The 21,839-nt window shown below is 69.1% G+C and carries 16 protein-coding genes; 8 read left to right on the top strand and 8 right to left on the bottom strand.

Features of this window, described 5'->3' with window-relative positions; all coding sequences use genetic code 11:
* Positions 1-14: 14 nt before the first annotated feature.
* The 4 genes from AWX74_RS09315 to AWX74_RS39910 form a co-directional block, all read right to left on the bottom strand.
* Positions 15-512 (bottom strand): PIN domain-containing protein, encoded by a 498-nt coding sequence (locus AWX74_RS09315; protein WP_091273823.1) that lies wholly within the window; start codon positions 510-512, stop codon positions 15-17.
* Entirely contained in the window at positions 509-895 is a 387-nt protein-coding gene (locus AWX74_RS09310) for a helix-turn-helix domain-containing protein (RefSeq protein ID WP_091273821.1), read from the bottom strand. The genes AWX74_RS09315 and AWX74_RS09310 overlap by 4 nt, the downstream gene beginning before the upstream one ends.
* Positions 892-1,146, bottom strand: coding sequence for a hypothetical protein (locus tag AWX74_RS39915; protein WP_091273819.1), 255 nt, complete (start codon positions 1,144-1,146; stop codon positions 892-894). Before AWX74_RS39915 ends, AWX74_RS09310 begins: the two co-directional genes overlap by 4 nt.
* A gap of 98 nt (positions 1,147-1,244) precedes the next feature.
* Positions 1,245-1,382 carry a hypothetical protein gene (locus tag AWX74_RS39910; protein WP_165615542.1) on the bottom strand — a complete coding sequence of 46 codons (138 nt, stop codon included), beginning with the start codon at positions 1,380-1,382 and terminating at the stop codon, positions 1,245-1,247.
* 77 nt (positions 1,383-1,459) lie between these two features.
* Here AWX74_RS39910 and AWX74_RS09300 point away from each other — a divergent pair, with 77 nt between their 5' ends.
* The 6 genes from AWX74_RS09300 (at position 1,460) to AWX74_RS09265 (ending at position 5,743) form a co-directional block, all read left to right on the top strand.
* Positions 1,460-1,987: a helix-turn-helix domain-containing protein gene (locus AWX74_RS09300; protein WP_091273817.1), complete on the top strand. Its 528-nt coding sequence runs from the start codon at positions 1,460-1,462 to the stop codon at positions 1,985-1,987.
* Positions 1,988-2,115: 128 nt separating this feature from the next.
* Positions 2,116-2,751, top strand: a complete 636-nt coding sequence (locus tag AWX74_RS09290) for an ATP-binding protein (protein WP_091274594.1) — start codon at positions 2,116-2,118, stop codon at positions 2,749-2,751.
* Positions 2,752-2,858: 107 nt separating this feature from the next.
* Entirely contained in the window at positions 2,859-3,149 is a 291-nt protein-coding gene (locus AWX74_RS09285) for a nucleotidyltransferase family protein (RefSeq protein WP_035912985.1), read from the top strand.
* A 19-nt stretch (positions 3,150-3,168) separates the two neighbouring features.
* On the top strand, positions 3,169-3,510 hold the full coding sequence (locus tag AWX74_RS09280; protein WP_226931291.1) for a HepT-like ribonuclease domain-containing protein: 342 nt from the start codon (positions 3,169-3,171) through the stop codon (positions 3,508-3,510).
* 278 nt (positions 3,511-3,788) lie between these two features.
* Positions 3,789-4,160: a hypothetical protein gene (locus tag AWX74_RS09270; RefSeq protein WP_091273815.1), complete on the top strand. Its 372-nt coding sequence runs from the start codon at positions 3,789-3,791 to the stop codon at positions 4,158-4,160.
* A gap of 329 nt (positions 4,161-4,489) precedes the next feature.
* A complete protein-coding gene (locus AWX74_RS09265) occupies positions 4,490-5,743 on the top strand; it encodes a phosphatidylserine decarboxylase family protein (RefSeq protein ID WP_091273814.1) in 1,254 nt (417 codons plus the stop codon).
* A gap of 99 nt (positions 5,744-5,842) precedes the next feature.
* On the opposite strand, the gene AWX74_RS09260 is transcribed toward AWX74_RS09265, so the two are convergent.
* The 4 genes from AWX74_RS09260 to AWX74_RS09245 form a co-directional block, all read right to left on the bottom strand.
* Complete coding sequence (locus AWX74_RS09260) at positions 5,843-7,378, bottom strand: MFS transporter (protein ID WP_091273812.1); 1,536 nt, start codon at positions 7,376-7,378, stop codon at positions 5,843-5,845.
* Positions 7,379-7,463: 85 nt separating this feature from the next.
* Positions 7,464-8,426, bottom strand: a complete 963-nt coding sequence (locus AWX74_RS09255) for an SDR family NAD(P)-dependent oxidoreductase (protein ID WP_091273811.1) — start codon at positions 8,424-8,426, stop codon at positions 7,464-7,466.
* A 42-nt stretch (positions 8,427-8,468) separates the two neighbouring features.
* Positions 8,469-9,716, bottom strand: a complete 1,248-nt coding sequence (locus AWX74_RS09250; protein ID WP_226931292.1) for an aminotransferase class I/II-fold pyridoxal phosphate-dependent enzyme — start codon at positions 9,714-9,716, stop codon at positions 8,469-8,471.
* Between the two features lie 45 nt (positions 9,717-9,761).
* Entirely contained in the window at positions 9,762-10,889 is a 1,128-nt protein-coding gene (locus tag AWX74_RS09245) for a sulfotransferase family protein (RefSeq protein ID WP_091273809.1), read from the bottom strand.
* Positions 10,890-11,835: 946 nt separating this feature from the next.
* Here AWX74_RS09245 and AWX74_RS09240 point away from each other — a divergent pair.
* The gene (locus AWX74_RS09240) at positions 11,836-12,084 is read left to right on the top strand and encodes a hypothetical protein (RefSeq protein WP_091273808.1); all 249 of its coding nucleotides are present in this window, start codon (positions 11,836-11,838) and stop codon (positions 12,082-12,084) included.
* A 1,498-nt stretch (positions 12,085-13,582) separates the two neighbouring features.
* Positions 13,583-21,839 (top strand): DNRLRE domain-containing protein (locus AWX74_RS09235; protein ID WP_091273806.1); only part of this gene is annotated, 8,257 nt, incomplete at its 3' end.

Raw genomic sequence — 21,839 nt, 5'->3', positions numbered from 1 at the left:
GTCGGTCGCGCCGGTCAGGGCCGGACGGCCGTTCGGTGCGCGGCGATCATCTGTGTCTCGTACTCCGCCACGAGGCGGCAGAACAGTTCGTCGGGGGTGAGTATCTCGATTCCGGCGACCGCCGCGGCGTCGGCCGGGAAGTCCTTGACGTTCCAGGTGCAGAGCACGGTCGCCTCCGCGGCGACGGCGGCGGCCAGGACATGCCGGTCGTCTTCGTCTGGTAGCCACACGTCGGCGAGTGCACGGAAATCCTCGTCGGAGGGCTCGATCTCGGCGAAGGGGAACGCGCGGTTCATCGCTGTCACCAGGCGCTGGGCGGCGGCATGGTCGAAGTGGGCCACGTTCAGTCTGAGGTGTTCGACGGCCTCGGCGAGGATCGCAGGGCTCCAGGCGACGGTGATGATCTCCTGGTCGGCGGCGTAGAGAAGGTAGTCGCGTAGGACGCGGGAGTAGAGCACGTTCGCGTCCGCGAGGACGACGCGGATCAGGTCGGCGTCGCCGATGGCGGTCATTCGGTCAGGCCGAGGTCGTTCTGTATGGCGGCCAGTTCGGTGAGTGCGTCGCGCCGGCGTGGGCGCTCGTTCTCCAGGAACGCTCGGATCGATGAGACCCGGACACGGTGGTGGGTGCCGACCTTGCGGAACTGCAACAGGCCGCGGTCCATCAGTTTGCGGACCTGGGGGCGTGACATCCCCAGCAGCACCGCTGCCTCCGTCGGCGTGACCTCGGCGGCGCGGGGGGTCGCGATGAGCTCCTCGCCTCTCGCCCGGGCGTCGAGCAGGCGGGAGACCAGCTCGGCTGTCTCGCGCGAGAACGCCACCTGCACCTCGCCACCGGATGTCGCCAGGGCGCGGTGCAGGGCCTCGGCGTCGCGTAGCAGCAGTAGCTCGGTCACGCCGACCCCTCCATCTGATCCAAGTGCAACAACTGCATCAACTGTAGGGCGTCGCGGTGTGCATCTGGGTGGCGAGGGCTGGGCTCGATCGCGGCGACTGTCGCAGCCGGCACCCCGTTATCTGTATCAAGGGGGAGGTGCGTGCCGGCGGGCAGGCGTCGCCGCTGGATCTCCATTACCGGCTCTCCGCGTCGTGCTTCCTTGTGGTCCTCGACGACTTCATCGATCTCGGTCTCGTCAAGTGCCAGCATTCTCATCGAGCCGCGCCGCTGCGGACCTGAGTGCGGCGATCTCAGCCGTGAGGTCGGTCTTGTCGGGATGAGGACCCCCACCGTCCGGCCGTGCCGCGTTACGTGATCGGGTGGTCGGCGGCGAGGTAGTCCGCGAGTCCAGCGCGGAACTCACGGATCCCCACCTTCGTCGTGGCCACGGAGCCCTCCTTGTGCGCCGGTGTGCACACAAACGTCTCCTGGCTGGCCTTCGTCATGTCCACGAACCTCATAGGGGCACCCGACCGCCGACCGCCACCAGCAGTGATCGGTTTCGATTTTTTCGATTTGGGTTATGCTGGCGGGTGTGAAGGGCGCGACGACGACGGCACAGGCGGGTGTGGCGTTCCCGCCGCACGACCTGGGCGCGCTGCTCGACCTGGCCCGCTTCCTGGACCTCCACGCCGAGCCCGCGCTGCTGCTCGGCCCGGACGGTGAGCAGGTACCGCTGCCGGAGGAGGTCTACCGGCTGCTGGTCGAGGTCGTGAACTCGATGCGCCAGGGAAAGATCATCACGCTGGTGCCGCACACCCGGCGGCTTACCACCCAGGAGGCGGCCGACTTCCTCGGGATCAGTCGCCCGACCCTCGTCCGGCTCCTCGAGGAGGGTCACATCCCCTTCGACCAGCCCGGCCGCCACCGCCGTGTCCTGTTCACCGACCTGCTGGCCTATCAGGAGCGGCGCCGCGCCGAACGCCGGGCCGCACTGGACCGGATGACCGAGGACGCCAGCGAGGCGGGCCTCTACGACGCCAGGCCCGAGGACTACGCGGCCGCGCTCAAGGCGGCCAGGCGGCGATCCGCCGGCACGACCGCGCCCTGATGCCCCCGTACACGGTCGTGCTGGATGCCTGCGTCCTCCTGCCGGTCTCGCTCGCCGACACGCTTCTGCGCGCCGCGGAGAAGGGTTTCTACCGGCCTGGACGGAACGCTGTTCGCTGATGGTTGGTGATGTTGGTCTGTCTGGGCCTGACTATTCTTCGGCCGGTGGCGACCCTCATCTGGATCAACGGTCCGAACGCCGTCGGGAAGACCCAGGTCGCCCACAACCTGCACCGCAGACTGCCTGGAAGCTTCGTCAGCGACCCTGAGCACCTCGGCTTCGCAATGCGCCGGATGCTCCCGAAGCCCCGGCGCATGGACTTCCGCGACGTGCCGCTGTGGCGCCAGGCGGTCAGCGAGATGCTCCACCTTGCTCTCCGGGGGCCCGAGGACCCGGTGATCGTGCCGATGACCATCCTCGACCCCGGCGTGCTCGTCGAGCTGACGGCCTCGGCCCACCTCGCCGGACACCGCGTCGTTCATGTCACGCTTCTTGCCGACCGCGCGACGATGATTCGACGCATCCACCGGCGCGGGGAAACGTCCCGCAGTTACAGCGCCCGCCAACTCGACCACGCCCTCGACGTCCTGCGAGCCCCCGAGTTCGCCCGCCATCTCCGCACCGACGCCCTGTCGATCTCCGCCGTGACGGATGACATCGCAAGCCACGCCGGGTTCACGCTTGGTCTCGACACGTCAGGGTGGCTCCTGCGACGTGGATATCAACTCGCCGTCCAGCTACGCCACATTCGCCTTGACGCTTGAAGATCACCGGACTCGATTGTCGGCTGGTGCCGCCGAAAGCACGCCAGAGCCCGCGAGGCGGTGCCCGAGCCGTGCGGTCGTGGCTGCCTGGAGGCGATAATGGCGATGTGACCGTCGACCTTCGTGACAGCCGGATCGCCGAGGTGTGCCGACGCTACGGGGTCGCCGAGCTCTCCGTCTTCGGCTCGGTGGCTCGTGGCGACGACACCGACTCCTCGGACGTCGACCTGCTGTATGTACTGGCGCCCGACTCGAAGCTTGGCTTCGAGATCGTCGATCTTCGGGACGAGCTCGAAAAGATCGTCGGTCGGCACGTCGACCTGGTACCCAAATCCCGGCTGAAGTGGGTCATCCGCGACCGGGTACTCGCGGAGGCTCGGGTCCTCTATGCGGCGTGACGAGCTCTAGCTCGTCGACATGATCGAAGCGGCGGCCGCCGCGACGACGTTCGTCCAGGACGTCGACGAGGCCGCCTTCCTGGCGAGCGACCTGATCCAGAGCGCCGTTCTGCAGAAACTCCTGGTGATCGGCGAGGCGGCCGGGCGAGTCTCGCCCGAGATCCGCGACCGCTGGCCGGATGTGCCGTGGCGGTCCGTCACGGGCTTCCGTAACATCGCTGTTCACGCGTACTTCGAGGTCGACTGGTCAATCGTGTGGCGCATCGCCACGACCGCGCTGGGTGAGCTTCAGGAGCAACTGGCAACGCTCCTGAAGGCAGAGTTCCCGCTCGTCGCCAGTCAACTCGACCAGCCGCACTGACCGCGGGGACAGCCCCTGACATTGTCCTGGTCAGTGGCCGTACATGCGCACGAAGACCCGCACGCCTCCGGCGACCAGCCGGTCGATCTCGGTGTCGTCGAGAGGCGTGGTGCCGTACCAGGATCGGTTGTTGACACGCCCGGTCACCAGCAGGCCGGGCCCGTCGTCGTCAACCTCGTCCGCCTCCGCACCGGCCGGGGCCTGTCGACCACCCGCGCAGCCTGGGCGACCGGGCTGGGTGGTGTCGGTCAGGTCGCCGGCCGGTTCTCCACCAGCCCATGGTCGCCCGGCTGTCCGTGCGCGGCCGGACCGCCGTGGTCATCGGCGCCGGCGGGCTCGCCACCCTCAACCTCGGGGTCCTACCCGGCCCGGCCTTCGCCTCAGTCGGCGTCGCCGTCATAGTCGGCGCGAGCCGCGGGATGTTCAGCCTTGTCGAGGCCGCGCCCGTCGCCGACCTGTGGGGAGCCGAACGCTTCGCCCGCCGCAACCGCACTCGCACCCAGCATCGGCGCCGCCCTCGCAGTCGCGGCGACAGCGGCAGCCTCGAGCCCCTCCGCCGCCGTCCCCCGCCGGGAACCGCCCGGCCGGTGTCGCCCCTGACAGCCAGACGGCCACAGCCAGACGGCCACAGCCAGACCGCCACAGCCTGACGGCCCGGGTCCGGCCGGACCAGAGGCCCGCGGCAGCGGAGCCGTTCTGCCCTACCTTGCCGGTGCCCAGCAGATCGGCGCGAGGCGAGAGACCTTGAACCGCCATGAAGCCGGCGGGACCATCACCCGAAATCCTGCCTATTCGGATGACGGCTTCCCGTAATCGGCGCCACGCGTTCCCGTGTTAGGGTCAGGCCCCGCGCGGCGAGGCCGCGGACGATCGAGAAAACCGTGGCCGTCGACATCGTGACATGTCGACCAGAAGACGCGGCCGGTGGTCGACGGTATCAGTCATTCCCCTTTCCATCGGGAAGTGAGGGACTCATCGTATGAACAACGATGCCCAGACAATTGCAGTCCAGGCCAGCCGGCGCGGGCGGTGGCTACCCGTCCGCGAGGAAGCACTCGTCGCCTTCCGCCGCAACCTGGCCGAGAAAGCCAAAAAACGAGCACCCGGCGCACGGCTCACACCGCCCGTGCAGGATCTCGCGACCCTCGTGAACACCGACCCTGTGCTGCGGATGTACCTCACCCAGGCGATCGAGCAGGCGATCGCGGCCGGCTACGACCTCGGCTACCACACCATCGACGAGCTCATGGTTCTGATCGACGAGCTCATGACCTACGCCCCGCCGTTCGACACGACCGAGCTGGTCGGCTGTCCCCTCAACGCGCTGCTCGACTGGCCGATGTGCATGCCCGCCGGCTTCCCGCTGTTCCGCTTCCCGCAACTGAACGGCCAGCTCAAGGCCGTGCTGGAGTACTGGTGTGAGTTCCTCAGCGGAGCCGGCTCGCGGACGTACCTCACCAAAGACGACGCAGGCGGATGGTTCTCCCAGAAGGCCGACGCCTACATCCACATAGCAGATTACGTCCACGACGAGACCCAGCCGTACTACGGCTTCGCGTCGTGGAACGCGTTCTTCACCCGAGTGTTCAAAAAAGGCGTCCGGCCCGTAGATGGACCGGGCGACGACACGGTCATCGTCAGTGCCTGCGAGGCAACCCCCTACAACATCCAGAACAACGTGCAGCTCACCGACCGCTTCTGGATGAAGGCCCAGCCATACTCCCTTCTGGACATCTTCACCAGCGAACACCGGGCACTCGCCGAACAGTTCGTCGGCGGCGACATCTACCAGGCATTCCTCAGCGCCTACAACTACCACCGCTGGCACGCACCCGTCACCGGCACCATCGTCACCACCTACAACCTGGACGGCACCTACTACTCCGACCTCGAAGCCGAAGGACTCGACCCCGGCGGCCCCAACGACTCCCAGGGCTACATCAGCCAGGTCGCGACCCGCGCCGTGATCGTGATCGCCTGCGACGACAAGAACATCGGCACCGTCGCCTGCGTCTTCGTCGGCATGGCCGAGATCTCCTCCTGCAAGATCGGGGTCAGCGCCGGACAGCGTGTCACCAAGGGCGACGAGATCGGCTACTTCCAGTACGGCGGCTCCACCCACTGCCTGATCTTCGAGCCAGGCGTCATCCGAAGCTGGGTTCCCAAGCCGCCGTTCGACTTCAACACGCCACCCATCCAGCTCAACAAGCAGATCGCCACCGCGAACCGCTAAGAACAGACCTCGCCCAGCGGAGCGGCAGCGGGGGCACCGGCCCCGCTGCCGCGACGGCGTCGAACTCCGTGACCCGCCGGATGCGGGTTTCCGCCCCTTTTACCTGCTCGGCGCGGGCGGTGGCGGGGATGGCACCTCGGGCTCGGGTGGCGCCGGCCGGGGGGTGAAGAGCGCTGCGGTCCGGGTTGCGGTTTCCCGCGCCCAGCGGCCGGTGGTGAGAACGCCGAGCGCGGCGATGGTCAGTCCGCAGCCGGTCATGATCCACCAGGGTGGTGCGCTGGTTGGGTCGATGGCCGCCGTTCCGGAGCCATCTGTGACGCGATGGGCGGCCACCGAGCCGAAGACCGCGACACCGAGGGCGATGCCGATCTGCCGGCTGGTACCGGCGATCGCCCCCGCGACGCCTGCCTGGGCGAGTGGCATGCCGGACACCGCGATGTTCGTGGTCGGCGCGCTGACCATTCCGAACCCGACGCCGAACAGCACGTACGCGCAGATGACCGGCGCGAGACTCTCGTAGCCGCTCAGGAAGGACAGGATGACTCCGCTGGCGGGTATCGCGATCCCGGCGATGATCAGTGCTGGTCGGGGGCCGCGGCTGGCCACGAGGCGACCGGAGATCGGCGACGTCAGCGTCGCGACGGCCGCCATCGGGAGCGTCAGCAGGCCGGCGTCCAACGCGGAGTAGCCGCGCACGGCCTGGAGGTAGAGCGTGTTCAGGAAGAGGAATCCGGCCATTGCCGCGTACGCGCAGATCGCGATGGCCGTGGCCCCGGAGAACGGTGCGCTGCGGAAGAACCGCACATCCAACAGGGCGTCCGGGCGCCGCTTCTCCCATGCGACCAGCCCGGCGAGAGCGAGTGCGCTGGCGATGAACATGGCGACTGTCGGTGGGGAGGCCCAGCCGACCTTCGGCGCCTCGATGATCGCGTAGGTGACCGTACCGAAGGTGACGGCGACGAGTACCTGGCCTGCCGGGTCGAAACGCCGGGCCCGCGGCGCCAGCGACTCGGGCAGGTACCGTCCGGTGAGAATCAGCGCGAGGGCGCCGACCGGTACGTTGAGCCAGAAGATCGACCGCCAGCCGATCGTGTCGACCAGCAGCCCGCCGACAACCGGCCCAAGCGCCAGGCTCAGACCGACGATCCCGCCCCACAGGCCGATCGCACGCGCTCGTTCGCGGTGATCGGTGAAGGTGTTGGTGATGATTGCCAGCGCGGCGGGGTTGAGCATCGAGCCGCCGACCGCCTGGACCATCCGGAATGCGGTCAGCCAACCGAGCCCGGGCGCCAGGCTGCACAGCAGCGAGCCGATCGAGAAGAGTGCCAGTCCGGTTCGGAACACGCGCCTACGTCCGAACCGGTCGCCCATCGAGCCGGAGAACAGCAGCAGGCTCGCCATGACCAGGCTGTAGGCGTCCACGGCCCACTGCAGCCCGGAGTCCGTGGCGTGTAGGTCGCTCCTGATCGACGGCAGGCCGACGTTGAGGATCGTCGCGTCCATCGCGACGACGAACACGCTTGTGCAGCAGATCGCCAGCACCACCCGCCGCCGGCCGGCGGCCAGCCCTCCCGACACCGCGTCGCCAGCACCGCGGACGACGTCGACGCCAGGTGGCTGCCCAGTGGACGCCATCAGCGCTCCGATCGTTGTGGGCGACGAAATACCAGGTCAGAAGCTCGGAACTACGCGCCGTGGGTGCTCGGCCGCCCGGCGGCGGCTACGGCCGCAGGCCGATCAGCCGGCGGGTCAGCCGCTCGTAGACCGGCCAGGGGAGCAGGGCGTGCAGCGCGAGTTTGATCCAGGCGTCGGTGCCGATCGGATGACGCAGGCGCAGGTGCCTGCGGGCGGCCAGGGTCGCGACCAGTTCCGCGACCTCGTCGGGGTCACGCAGGTGGTGGGCGATGTACTCGCCGTAGAACGCGCGCAGCCGGACGAAGTCGTCCGCGTAGGGCGACCCGACCGGGACAGGGGCGTCCAGCAGCGGCGTGTCGTAGATCGGCGTCCGGTAGGAGCCCGGTTCGACGAGCACCACGTCGATGCCCGAGTGCCGCAGTTCCAGCCGCAGGGTCTCGGCGTACCCCTCGAGAGCGAACTTCGAGGCGCAGTAGACGCCGAGCAGGGGAGTCGGCGCTCGCCCGCCCACGCTGGAGACCATCACCACTCGGCCCCGGCCCCGTGCCCGCATCGCGGGCAGGACGGCGTTGGTCATCGCGACCTGGCCGAACAGGTTGGTCTCGAACACCGATCGCCACTGCGCCAGCGGTGCCTCCTCGACGAAGTTCGGCGGCGCTGTCCCCGCGTTGTTGACCAGTACGTCGATACGGCCGGTCGCGGCCAGGACGTCGGCGACGGTCTCGTCGATCGTCCGCTGGTCGGTGACGTCCAACCGGAGCACCGTGACGTGTTCGTCGGCGACCTTGTCGAGCGCGCCGCGGCGGCTCAGGTCGCGCAGGGTGGCGACGACGTGGAACCCGCGGCGGACCAGCGCCGGGACGCTGCGCAGGCCGATGCCGCTCGAACACCCGGTGACCAGGGCGACTGGCCGAGACGCCGGTCGGGCGACCAGCGGGGCGGCCAGTGGGGCGACCAACGGGGTGCGCGGCGGGGTGAGCGGCCGGGGGACCGCCGCGGACGGTGACGCAGGGTCTGGTGACGCAGGTTCTGGTGACTGGGAATCCATGGTGCCCCTCGCTCGGCCCGGCCCGCGGCAGGTTGGGCGCTGTCAGAAACCGTGGATCGTGCGGAGCTCGGCCAGCGTGTCGACGAATCCGTCGAGCTGCTCGTCGGACAACCGATTGTTCACGAGCAGACGGATCACCGCCTCGTTCCTCCGGACCGCCGGATAGACGAACATCGGCACGAGGTAGCCGCGCTCGAGAAAATCCCGCCGTACCCGCACAGCGGTCTCGTTGGAACCGACGGCGATCGAGGTGACGAAGGTCGGCGTGGAATTGATGGCGCAGCCGACCGCGATCAGACGTTCCCGCAGCCGGTCAATCCGGTCGAGATATCGCTCCATCACCGACGGGTCGCGCCGCATCCGCTCGAGCACGTGTGTGATGGCCTGCGCGGTGGGCGGCTGGATGTTCGTCGTGAAAATCGACGTGCCTGACAGGAAACGGAACGCGTCGATGGCGTCCGCCGGCCCGACGACGGCGCCGCCGGACAGGCCGACGGCCTTCCCGAACGACACCATCCGGAAGGTGGCGCGGCGCAGCGCCTCGTATTCCGCCGCGAACCGGTGGCCACCGTTGCCGTACGCCATGAACCCGTTGGCGTCGTCGACGAAACTGACCGCCCCGAACTCTTCGCAGGCATCGAGGATCTCGCCCACAGGCGCCATCGAGCCGTCGGACGAGTAGACCGTCTCGAAACCGACGACGACCCGCCGGTCGCCCAGCTCGGCCAGCAGCGTCCGCAGCGCCGCGACGTCGTTGTGCTCGAAGGCGAACAGGTTGCGCCCGTACTTGAACCCGTCGGCGGCCTTCCACATGCTCCAGTGGCTGTCCCAGTCGAGCACGAGGACCATGTCGGAGTTGTTCACCCCGGGTTCGTCGGCGAACGAGAACCGGGCCTTCATCGCGTGGACGAAACCGAGGTTCGCCAGCAGGCCGGTGGCGAAGGTGAGCGCCTTCTCCTGGCCGGTGATCTCAGCCACGAGCTTCTCGAGTTCCAGGTGCGGCCGGGAGAGGCCCTGGACCAGCCGCGAACCGCCGACGACCAGGCCGTACTCGGCCGCCGCGGCGGCGAAGACCCTGCGGACGTCCGGGTCATGCTGCCAGCCCAGGATGCCGATGCCGGAGAAGTTGACCACAGGGCGGCCGTCGACGCTGATGACCGCGTCGTTGACCCCGTCCAGCTCGGGGGTGTCGATGAACTCGCCGGTCCGCCGGGTCTGCGCGATCCATTCGGAGAAACCCCACCGGGCCAGGGCCGCTTCCGCCGTCCCGGTGGGCGCCGTCGTGGTCATCATGTCTCCGTTCGATGCGGTGCGTCGGTGCGGTGCGGTGGGCGGTCAGACCACACCGGCGAGGCGGGCGTCGGCCTGCTCGGCGGTGACGCCGAACTCGGCCAGGTCATAACGGTGGGAGCGCAGCCGGTCGTCCTCGGCGAGCACCTCGGCCATGGCGGCGCGGGCGTGCTCGGGCACCGGGCGGCCGAGCCGCTCGTAGATTCCGGCGACGACCCCGTGGGGGTCGGCGGTGAACTCGTCGAACTCCACGTCGTGGAAATGGGCCTGGTCCTGGCGGGCCCGGTCCGCCGCGAAGCGGGTCAGGGCACGGTCGGCCAGCTCGAGCAGGGCCGGGCCGATCGCGTCGCCGTGGAAGCTGGTCGACTTGCCCGCCGAGAGCCGGCTCACCATGCTGCAGGCCGAGCCGAGCACGGTGCTGGCCGGCCGGCGGTGGGTGTGCACGATCAGCGCGTCCGGATAGGTGGCCAGCAGGGCGTCCAGGCACAGCATGTGGCCGGAGTACTTGAGCACCCAGGTCCGGCCGGGCGTGGGCAGCCCGATCAGCTGCAGGTTGCGGCGGTGGCGCTCGTAGGCGGCCGTCCAGTCCTGCCCGGCCAGCCAGCTCGAGTAGGTCGGCACGTGCCCGGTGAACTCGAAGAAGGCCGACATCATCGACTGACGGGTGAGCAGCCAGCATTCCTCGACCTTCGCCGCGTCCCGGTTGTGGATACCGAGATAGCCCGGGTTCCGATCCAGGAATGCCTGGATCGCCCCCTGGACGAGCTGGAAGATCGGGTCGTCGGCCCAGCTCGGGCGCGGCGGACGGGGACGCGGAGCGGCGCCCAGCCACAGTTCCAGGCCCTGATGGGCCGGATCGGCGGTCAGCAGCCGGTGCAGCGTGGTCGTGCCGGTTCGGGGCATTCCGATGATGAACAGCGGCCGTTCGATCGGAACCTCGGCGTACTCGGGATAGCGCCGCCAGCCGGCCTCGCTGAACAGGCGGGCCACCAGAATGTCGCGCAACTCGTCGCGGGCCATCGCGACGCCGAGCGGTGTGAGGTCGGCCTCGTCCTGGTAGGCGGCCAGGATGATCTCAAGCCCCTCGTGATAATCGGGTGGACCGAAATCGGTGAGGCCGGTCAGGGCCGTGGCGGCGGCGTGAATGTCGTCAACTGTTCCGACCTTGTCCACTGCGGATGCTCCCGTGATTCGCCGATGGCCGTTTCTCGAGAAGCTGGATCCCTTCCAGTGGATGTTCGCAGGAAGTGAGAAACCCAGACAAGTAATGCGTCGAACCGATTCGTACCCGCAATCGATCCATCGCCTCGTGCTGCAGTGCGGCCGGAGGGATCGCGAATCATTGCCACTCGATGGATTCTCCTAAATCCCGATCGGTCAACTTTTATTGGTGGCCGATCCTTGGCCGAACGGGATATGACCAGCCAAAGGTGTCGACGGTTGTCGGCTGCTGAGCAATGGGCCGACGGCCGACAGGTTGACCGCGGGCGCTACCAGTAGCGCTGCCGACCAAAATCGCTGCTCTTTCTCCAGGTGCGTGGCAAGCCAGCGTGCGTCCCGGCCGCCGTCCGGCCCGTCGCCGTACAGCTACGGTGCCTCTGCCGAAGACCACCATCATCAGCGTTTGCGGCGTCGGCTCACGGTGGGTAGGCGCCCACCTCGATCGGCGCCGCCCCTTTGTCGGGGTTCGGACGACCGCGTGGGCTTCGGGCGAGTGCCCCGGCGCTGATCAGACGGCGCGTGGACGTCAGGCGCATCGTCCGAGTCGGCGATGGCGTGGTCGGCACCGCGCGGGCCTTCTTCGTCGACCGGCTTGGTGTCGACCCCGCCGATAGGACGTCAGAGGCACGGACCGGCAGTTCCCAACCGCACTGGGCCGCACATCATCCGGTCGCGGACTGGCGCCGCACGATATCTACTGTGGAGCGCATTCGCATCTGCGGTTGGACCGGATTTGGCCGCCATCGGTTTGGGATTGGTCTCGCAGGACGACCGCGGCACGCCAGATGCCGGTGCGGTCCGACACCTCGGGAGGCGCGTAGTTCGGGTCGGTGTCGCTGCGAGAGGCTGGCCCTCGTACGAATCGAACAGATCGCTCCCATGTCCCAAGGAGGCTCCCTTGACCGACACGAACACCTACGCGTTCGTCGACGCTGACACCCTCGACGTCCGGATCGTCCGTGGCGAGGCTGACACGGAAGGCACCGTGGTCGGCCGCCTCGACGCCGCCGACGTCCCCGCCCTCAGCGAGGCCGCCGACAAGCTGCTCGCGACTCTCGGTTTCCGCTCCGTCGGCGACTGGAGCACTGTTGACGGTGGCCTGTTCACCGTCGTCGAGGAGACCGCGGCGGTGCCGACGGCCGGCTGACCGGCGATCAGGAACACCCCGGCCTGGGTCCAGGCCGGGGTTTCTCTTTGCCCGGAAAGGACGGTGGGGGTGGCACGCGGAATGTCCTCCACCTGTAGCAGACGGGACGGCGCGTTTGCGCCGGCATCGTTCGGCGCTGGGGCGGCTCGGGGGAAAGGCCTCGCGGCGGTTGAAGGTGCGGGGAGCGTGCCGTGTACCGCGTACTCGGGAACAGGCCGCGACGAGGTGGCCGGCCTGCCTGGTCGGCGGAAGAGGCGGCCATGCTGGCTCACCCGGGCCTGCTCCTTTCTGGAACGGGCCGACCACATCCGCGCTGTCGTGGTGTTCTCGCAGGTGAAAACACCGGTGGCGGACGTAGCTGGCCTGGTTGTTTCTCGCCCCGGCCGCCCCGCGGCGCGATGCCGGCGGGGGATATGGGGCATGGTGGGTTTCGGGTCGGTGAGCCGCGGGTTTGCGTGGCGGGCCAGATTCGGGCACGGACGGTTGCCCGGGTCGTGTCTGGCGGGGTGCTGGGGGTAGGCGGGTCGGGTTGTGTGCGGAGGACTTTGGTGCGGGGTGGTGCGGGCTGATGCGGTGGTAGTGCGGGGGCGGGGAGTCACTATGGCAGACCGCGGCCGGCCCTCGCTGACGGTTTGCTGAAAATTCTGTGTGTTGCCTGTGAGCTGGGTGCTGGGTCCGTGGGCTGCCGACCTGGCGTCCGTGGGCTGCCGACCTGACGTCCGTGGGTGGTTCCTGCCCGCGCGGCGTGACGCCGTCAGTCGTCGGCCCACGGTCCGCTGACGACTTCTCGCTTCTGCTGGACGCCGATCCTTGCTGGTGGTATTCGCGCGCGTCTTCCTTGATGACGGCGTGAGATAACGGAGCGTTATCTTTGATCTCCAGCAAGGACTTTGAGTAGTTTCTTGCACCTGATTGTTGGGCGTGCCATGCTTTGCGGCGCCCACTTCAAGGCTGCTTCGGCGGCCTGGGTTCCCTGCTCGTTGTCCTGCCGGTTGCCCCAGGTTCATCCTGGCTGCCGGTGGGTTTTCGCCGTGTACGGCGCTGTGCCGGCGTGTCTTTAGTTCTTCCCGTTCCATCGCTATCGATCTGTGCTGCCCGCGTATCGCCAGCCGCCTGTCAGCTGGTGTGGCTGGGCAGGTCACCGGCACTGGCGCCGGCCTTTCACCGCCTGCACCTGCCGGCGGGTACTGCCGCATCCCCTGTGTCCGCGTGGCCGGGGCGGCCTGGCCGTTCCCTGGTCTCGTTTCTTTGTGGTGTGCGCACGCCGGTGAGTCTGCCGTGCCCTCCTCGTCCTCGTCGGCGGGGAAAACGGCGGCCGGGTCCGGGTGTGTGTGGCCGTCGGGCTGTCCGCCCGGGGGTCGTGTTCTGCGTGTTTCTGCGTGGCTCGTGCCTGTTCCCCGCGCGTTTCGGAGCTGTGATGACCGCCCGGCACCCTTCCCCGCGTCGTGCTTTGTCGTTTGGCCATCGGATGTTGCGGCGGCACCGCAGGTTGCGCCGGGTGGCGCTGCTGCTGGTGCCGGCGCTGTTCCTGACCGGGTTCGCGTTGGTGGTGCTGGACCGGGTGACGGAGCCGAAGCTGGTGCCGATCTCGGAACGGAACCCGTTCCGGGACGTGAAGCTGCCGGAGTCCTCGGATGGCACTGCGGAGGGTCGGGAGCATCAGGTAGCGGCGGAGGAGACGTCGCGGGACGCCGCGCCGGGGGAGGCGGAGCTGGCGTCGCAGGTGAAGCCGGTCGAGGGCGCGGTGCCGGTGACGCCGGAGGTTGAGCCGCGGCGGGTGGTGCACCCGACCGGCCCGGACGCGCCGCAGGGGGAGGTGGAGCTGCCGGAGGTGCCCGCGGGCGCGGAGCTTCCGTCGGAGGAGGAGCTGGCGCCGGGGGCGCGGGATCCCGGCACGGTGCAGTCGGGCCGGGTGGAGGTCGAGTCGGCCCGGTCGGAGAACGCGACGGTGTTCCATAACCCGGACGGGACGTATTCGACGGAGCTGTCGGCGGAGCCGGTGCGGTTCAGGGATGCCCAGGGCGAGTGGGCGGAGGTGGACACCGCGCTGGTGGAGCAGAGCGGCGGCGGGTTCGAGGCGCGGGCGGTGGAGGCGCCGGTGACGTTCGCCGAGGAGGCGGACGATCCGCAGCTGGCCCGGGTCGAGCTGGGTGAGGACGTGTCGGCGGGGTTCGCGCTGGAGGGGGCGGCGGCGTCGCCGGGGGAGGCCGACGCGCAGTCGGTGACGTTCGCCGAGGTGCGGGAGCAGGCGGATCTGGAGCTGTCGGCGACGGGGTCGGGGCTCAAGGAGGTCATCGTCCTGCGGTCGCCGGACGCGCCGACGAGCTGGACGTTCCCGCTGGCGCTGGAAGGGCTGACCGCGAGCCTGGACGAGCAGGGCCAGGTGGTTCTCTCCGACGGGTCGGGCTCGCCGGTCGCGCTGATCCCGCGCGGGTGGATGGAGGACTCGGCGCCGCAGCCGGCGACGTCGGAAGGTGTTACCTACAGCCTGGTCGAGGGGACGGACGGCGGTGCGCCGGCGCTGCGGGTCGACCTGGACGCCGACTGGCTGGCGGCGCCGGAGCGGGTGTTCCCGGTACGGGTGGACCCGACGGTCACCCAGTTGGCGGCGGGTACCGATGACACCTGGGTGTCGTCGGCGACGCCGAGCACGCCGCAGCCGTCGGACGGGAAGCTGCGGGTCGGGCTGCGGGCCAGCGGCGACCTGAACCACGGCTACCTGCATTTCCCGAACAATTCGGCGCTGGCGAACACGAACGTCCTGTCGGCGCAGGTGTCGCTGTTCAACACGGCCTCGAACGACGCGTGCACTGCGCATCCGGTGTCGTTGTACCAGGTGACGCAGGCGTGGAACGGCACCACGTTGGTGTGGCCGGGTGCGACGGTCGGCGGTGAGGTCGCGCAGGGCACTTTCTCGCATCAGAGCGGGAACACGGGGTGTGACGCCGGCTGGGAGACGTTCTCCGACTCGCGGCTGACGGAGCTGGTCGAGGACTGGAACGACGGCACCACGGCGAACCAGGGCCTGTCGGTGCGGGCGTCGTCGTGGAATGTCGCCGAATACAAGGAGTTCGACTCGCAGGACTGTGCCTGCACGGCGGCGGGGACGTCGGGGGACCACCGGCCGAAGATGACCATCACCTGGTCGCCGTATGACGCGGCATACGCGTGGCCGTCGGGGTCGCCGGTGTGGGACCAGGCGTTGACCGCGACCCAGCCGGGCAAGATCAAGGTTCGGGTGACGAACCGAGGGAAGAACACCTGGCCGGCTGGCGGCCAGTACAAGCTGTCGTACCACGTGTATGACATCACTGGGGCCACCGAAATCGTGGCGCAGGGATATCAGACGAATCTGCCGGTGGCGGTCGCGCGTGGGCAGTCGGTCGACGTGCAGGCGATCGTCAGCCCACCGCCGGCGGGTAGTTACATCGTCAAGTTCGACATGCAGGACACCGGGTCGGGTGGGGCGTTCTTCTCCACGCACGGTGTTTCGATGCTGCCGGTGGCGCTGGTCGCGCCGCCGGCGACCGGGGTGCAGGTGACCGGTTCGACGCCGTTGGACGCGGAGCGGGTCAACACTCTCCGCCCGGAGCTCACGCTTTCCAGTAACCAGTCGAGTCCGACGTATGAGTTCCAGATCTGCTCGAACCCGGACGCGGCCAGCGGTTTCTGCTGGTCGTCGGGGGGGTTCATCACGAGCTCGTCGTGGCGGGTGCCCGCGAACGCGTTGAGCTGGGGGTATCCGTACTACTGGCGGGGGCGGGTCAAGTCGGGCGGGGTCACCAGCGCGTGGACCGCGCCGATGACGATCTACACCCAGATCCCGGAGCCGGCGACGAGCGCGCATTTCGGCGGGGACCCCTATGCGCCGTCGGTGGATTCGGTGTCGCCGCTGATCCGGAGCTACGCGTCGTCGTCGACGGACGTCTCGGTGGACGGAGTGGGGCCCGAGCTGGGGCTGACCCGGACGTACAACAGCGGTAACACGTCGGTGGGCATGTTCGGGGCGGGCTGGTCGTCGCAGTGGGACATGAGCGTCCGGGCCGACGACTCCGGTGAGGGCAACCTGGTCGTGGGCTACCCGGACGGACGGGACACCAGGTTCGGCCGGAACGGCCTGGGCATGTTCACGCCGCAGGACGGCTACTACTCGCTGATGCAGGCGCCGAGCCCGCAGGTGGCGTCGTTCACCGCGGCGAACTCGACCGTCACGCTGGGCGACGCGGACACGGGTGAGACCTGGCAGGTCCTGTCCGGCACGTGGGGGATCAACGGGAACAACGCCTACCTGGTGTCGGGGACGTATGGCACGGCGGTGATGCCCGCCCCGTCCGAGGGGCTGGTCCGGTTCACCGCCCCGGTCGCGCAGGACAATCTCGGGGTCGCGTTCCGGGTGCAGGACGCCAACAACCTGTGGATCCTGCAGACGCAGCCCTCGAGCAACGCGCTGATCCTGGCGAAGCGGGTCGGCGGGACGAAGTCGACGGTCGCGACGTTCACCGGCGCCTGCTGCGCCGCGGGTGACACGTACGCGGTGCGGATGGCGGGCTCGGTCCTGACGGTCTACCGCAACGACCAGGTCGTTGGGTCGGTCACCGACTCGCAGTTCTCGACCGCGACGCAGGCGGGCCTGTTCGCGCAGGCCACCGGTACCGGGCGGATCGGGTCGGTCACGATCGTCGACGACCAGCACCGCGACAGCTTCACCCGGGCGAACTCGTCGACCGAACTGGGGACGGGCGACACCGGTGAAGAGTGGCAGACGCAGTCGCTACCGGGGCTGGGCAACGGCACCTGGGGCATTTCCGGGAACGCGGCCTACCTGGCCGCCGCGTCGGGGAACCGCAACGTCGCGACCGTGTCCGCGGCCGCGGACGGCCTGTTCTCCTTCAAGATGCCGGTGGCGCAGACCGGGCTGGGGCTGGCGTTCCGCTATGCGGACCCGAACAACTACTGGCGGGTGGTGGCCCAGCCGTCGGCGGGGACGTGGCAGCTGGTCAAACGCGTCGGTGGGGCCGAGACGGTGGTCGCGACGTCGAGCGCGGGGCAGTGCTGCACCGCGTCGGACGTGTTGACGGTCATCACGGACGGGCCGGACATCCGGGTCCAGCGCAACGGGACCCAGATCCTGGCGGTGAACGACCCGGCGGTCGTCTACGGCAGCCGCGTCGGCCCGTTCGCGGAGGCGACCGGGTCCGGGCGGATCGACGACGTCTCCGCGACCGCAGCGACGACGCTGACCGAGAAGTCCGGGAGCGCGTACACGTTCCGCTCCGACGGCCGGCTGGCAGTGGTCACCGACGCGGCCGGCCGGCAGCTGGAGCTGACCTACAACAGCAACGCCCGGCTGACCTCGGTGGCCAACCTGACCACCCAGCGGACACTGTCGCTGACCTGGACCGGCACCCACGTCACCGCCATGTCCACCCAGAACGTCGCCGCCCACGGTGGCGCGCTGACCTGGACCTACGCCTACTCCGGCGACAAGCTGACCTCGGTCACCGCCCCCCACTCGGCCAACCCGACGACCTACGGCTACGCGTACAACGACAAACTCGGGCAGATCACCCTGCCCGAGGGCAACATCGACACGACCATCGGGTACAACACCGACGGCACCGTGGCGTGGCGGGAGAACGGGCTGGGTAACCGCACCACCTACACGGTGCTGTCGACCAGCCCGAACACGGTCGTGCGAGTGACCGACCCGCGGGCCCACCAGACCGAGTTCGAGTACCACGACGGCAAGCTGATCTCCGAGCGCGACGACATCGGGAACCGGACGTTCGTCTACAACGACCTCGGATTCCTGCACCAGGTCATCGACGAGAACGGCAACATCGTCCAGACCGAGACCGACGCCCGCGGCAACGTCCTCGCCCGTTCGGTCGCCCGTGCCTACTACGCCAATGTTCTGTTCGTCAACACCGAGTACTACAGCTACTATCTCGGCCCGCCCGGTGACCCGCGCAACGACCTGATCAGCGTCTACCGGGACGGCCGGTCGGCCTCCCCGACGGACAACACCTACGCGACCTACTACAGCTACAACAGCTTCGGCGACCAGGTCTTCGAGACGACGCCGCCGACGCCGGGCTACCCGTACGGCCGCACCGAGGCCTGGGTCTACTCCACCGGCGGAGAGGCGGCGGTGGCCGGCGGCGGGACGATCCCACGCGGCCTGGAGATCTCCCACACCGACACCGGCGGCAAGACGACCACCTCGGGCTACGACGCCAAGGGCGACCTGCGCCGCGACCAGGAACCGGCCGGGCTGGTCCACACCTACACCTACGACGAGCTCGGCCGCCGGCTGACGTCGACCGAGATCTCCGACACCTTCCCCGCCGGCGTGACCACCACCACCTCCTACACCAAGCTCGGGAAGCCCGCGCAGATCACCGAACCCGGCGTCACCAACCTGATCACCTCGGTGACGCACACCCCGGTCGCGACCAACACCTACGACGCCAACGGCAACCTCACCCAGACCACCATCTCGGACGCCACCGGCGGTGACACCGCCCGCACCACCAGCTACGTCTACGACGACGACGACCGGGAGACCTACCGCACCATCGGCGCGGGCAGCTTCCCCTGGTCGACCTACGCGACGACCTACGACCCGAACGGCAACGTCGCGACGACGACGGACCCGAACGGCACGATCACCTCGTACACCTACACCGCCCACGACCAGCTGGCGACGACCACGCTGGAGGACTTCGTCGACGATCCGGTCGCCGGCTCCTCGCCGCGCGACGTGGTGCTGGAGTCGCTGGCCTACGACCCGGCCGGCCGGCTCGCCTCCGCCACCGACGCCGAGGGCCGCACCGTCCGCCACCTGTACTGGCTCGACGGCCTGCCGTTCCGGGAGATCCTCGACGGCTACCGACCCCCGGACCTGGTCAACGGGCTCCTGTCCGGCCCCGGCGCCTACGACGTCATCCTGGCCGAGCACGCCTACGACGGCGCCGGCAACGAGGTCACCACCACCACCGGCGGCGGGCTGCGCACGACCTCGACCGAGTACGACGCGGCCGGCCGGGCCACCGCCACCATCGCCGACCCCGAGGGCGTGGCCCGCCGGACCGACCTCACCTACGACGCCGGCGACAACGTCACCGCCAAGGACTTCTCCGCGGCGGGCACGACGGCAACCGGACGCGTCGAGGACACCTTCGACGACAACTCTCGGCCGACGTCGAGGACGATCTTCGGCGACGGAGTGCAGCGGTTCACCAGCGCGGTCGCCTACGACCAGCGCGGCGAGGTCACCAGCACCGTCGACCCCCGCGGCTACGTGCCGGGCGGCGCGCCGAACTCGGCCTACGTGACCGACCAGGTCACCGACGCGGCCGGCAACCTCGTCCAGACGGTCTCCCCGCCGGTGCAGGTCGAGGAGAACGGCGCCGCCGCGGCCACCGACCGGCCCTCCGCAGAGGTCGGCTACAACACCTTCGGCGAGCCGACCCACGCCCGCGACGCCCGCAACCAGGTGACGGTCACCAGCTACAACCACCTCGGCCAGGTCACCCAGAAGACCTATCCGTCCTACACCCGGCCCAGCGGCGGCGCCGCGATCACGCCGACCGAGCAGTGGACCTACGACAGCAACGGCAACCCGACCACCCACATCGACACCCGCGGCAAGACCACCACCACCGTCTACGACCGGCGCGACCGGCCCGTCGCCATCACCGACCCCCAGGTCACCGGCCAGGCCGCGGCCGGCGTCACCCGCAGGATCTACGACGACGCCGACAACCTGCTCACCGAGGTCGACCAGGAAGACGGCTGGACGTTCTACGCCTACGACGACCTCGACCGGCGCTGGGCGACCACCGCCACCGAGCAGTGGCTGACCCAGACGTTCACCACCTACACCGTCTACAACGACGCCGGCGACCTCGTCCGCGTCCTCACCCCCGGCAACGTCGCCACCGGCGCGTCCGCCACCTCGGACTACAACGGCGCCGGCGACCTGACCGCCGTGCATGACGAGCTCGGGAAGACGACCACCTACGCCTACGACTTCGCCGGCCGGCGCACCTCGACGACCGACCCGCTGGGCCGGGAGACCCGCACCACCTACGACCGTGCCGGCCGCGCCACCACCGTCGGCGAGTACTCACCCACCGATGTCCTGCTGCGTTCCACGTCGACCGGCTACGACGCGGCGGGCAACGTCATCTCCCAGACCGACGCGAACGGCCACCCGACCACCGCCACCTTCGACGCCCGCAACCAGCAACGCACCATCACCGTTCCCGTCAACGGCTCCACCAACAACACGACGTCGATCGGCTACGACCTGGCCGGTAACACAACCCGGGTCACCGACGGCCGCGGCAACCCCACGATCACGACCTACAACCCCCTGGGCCTGGCCGAGAAGGTCATCGAGCCGTCGACCACCGCGCACCCGAACCTGGCCGACCGGACGTGGACCAGCAGCTACGACGCCGCCGGCCAGCCCATCACCGTCGTCGCCCCGGGTGGGATCACCCGTACGTCCACCTATGACGAGCTCGGTCGCCTGACCGCCGAGAGCGGTTCCGGGGTGGGCACGGCGTCGGCGTCGCGGGCGTTGTCGTACGACCTGCTCGGGCAGGTCGTCGCGGTCAACCATCCGGGTGGCACCGAGACGTTCTCGTACAACGACCGTGGTCTGATCACCGGCGCGGCCGGTCCGGGTGGGGCGAGCAGTTTCGCCTACGACTCGACCGGGCGGATGTCGCAGCGCACCGACCCGGCCGGTACGTCGAACTTCACGTACACGGCCCGCGGTGAGCTCGCCACGGTCGCTGGCACGGTCACCGGTGGCACCCGGACCCTGGGCTACGACGACGCGGGGCAGATCACCTCGGTCACCTATTCCGGGGCGACCCGTACGTTCGGTTACGACAATCTGGGCCGTACGACGAGTGACACGCTCACCGCCGGTTCCACGGTCCGGCGGACCCAGACGTACACCTATGACAACAACGACAACCGGCTGACGACCGTCATCGGCCCGGCCGGTGTCGCGGGTGCCGGTACACAAAGCTATGGCTACGACTGGGCTGACCAGCTGACGTCGTGGACGAACCAGTCGTCGGTGACGACGACCTACGCCTGGGACGCCGCCGGTAACCGCACCTCGAAGAACGGCGTCACCTCCACCTTCGACCAACGTAACCGGCTGACCTCGGACGGTACGGCGACGTACACGTACACGCCTCGTGGCACCCTGGACACGAAGATCCAGGGCTCCACCGTGACGACGACGGTGTTCGACGCCTTCGGCAGGCTGGTCGCCGACAACCAGGGCGGCACGGCGCAGAACTACACCTATGACGGTCTGGACCGGCTCGCGACCCGTAACAGTGCGCCGTTCACGTACGCCGGGTTGGAGAAGGAACCGGCGACGGACTACTCGTCGTCGTTCTCCCGTGATCCGGATGGTGACCTGGTCGCGGTCGGTTCGTCGGCGGGGAACTGGGCGACGCTCACCGACACCCATGGTGATCTCGTCGCGGCGTTCACGACCGCCGGTGCGCTGACCGACAGCCGTAGCTACGACCCGTTCGGTGATCCTGTCGTGGCGGGGAACCCGGCGGTGCATGTGGGTTTCCAGGGCAGCTGGACGGATCCGGATACCGACCGGGTCTCCGCGCAGGCCCGCTGGTACACCCCGGGCACGGGGACGTTCGCGAGCCGTGACACGGCGAGCCTGCCCATCAGCGGGACCGCGGCGGCGAACCGGTACACCT

Source organism: Parafrankia irregularis, assembly GCF_001536285.1.
In the GTDB taxonomy this organism is placed as follows: Bacteria; Actinomycetota; Actinomycetes; order Frankiales; family Frankiaceae; genus Parafrankia; species Parafrankia irregularis.
This window is presented reverse-complemented; position numbering and strand designations above follow the sequence as displayed.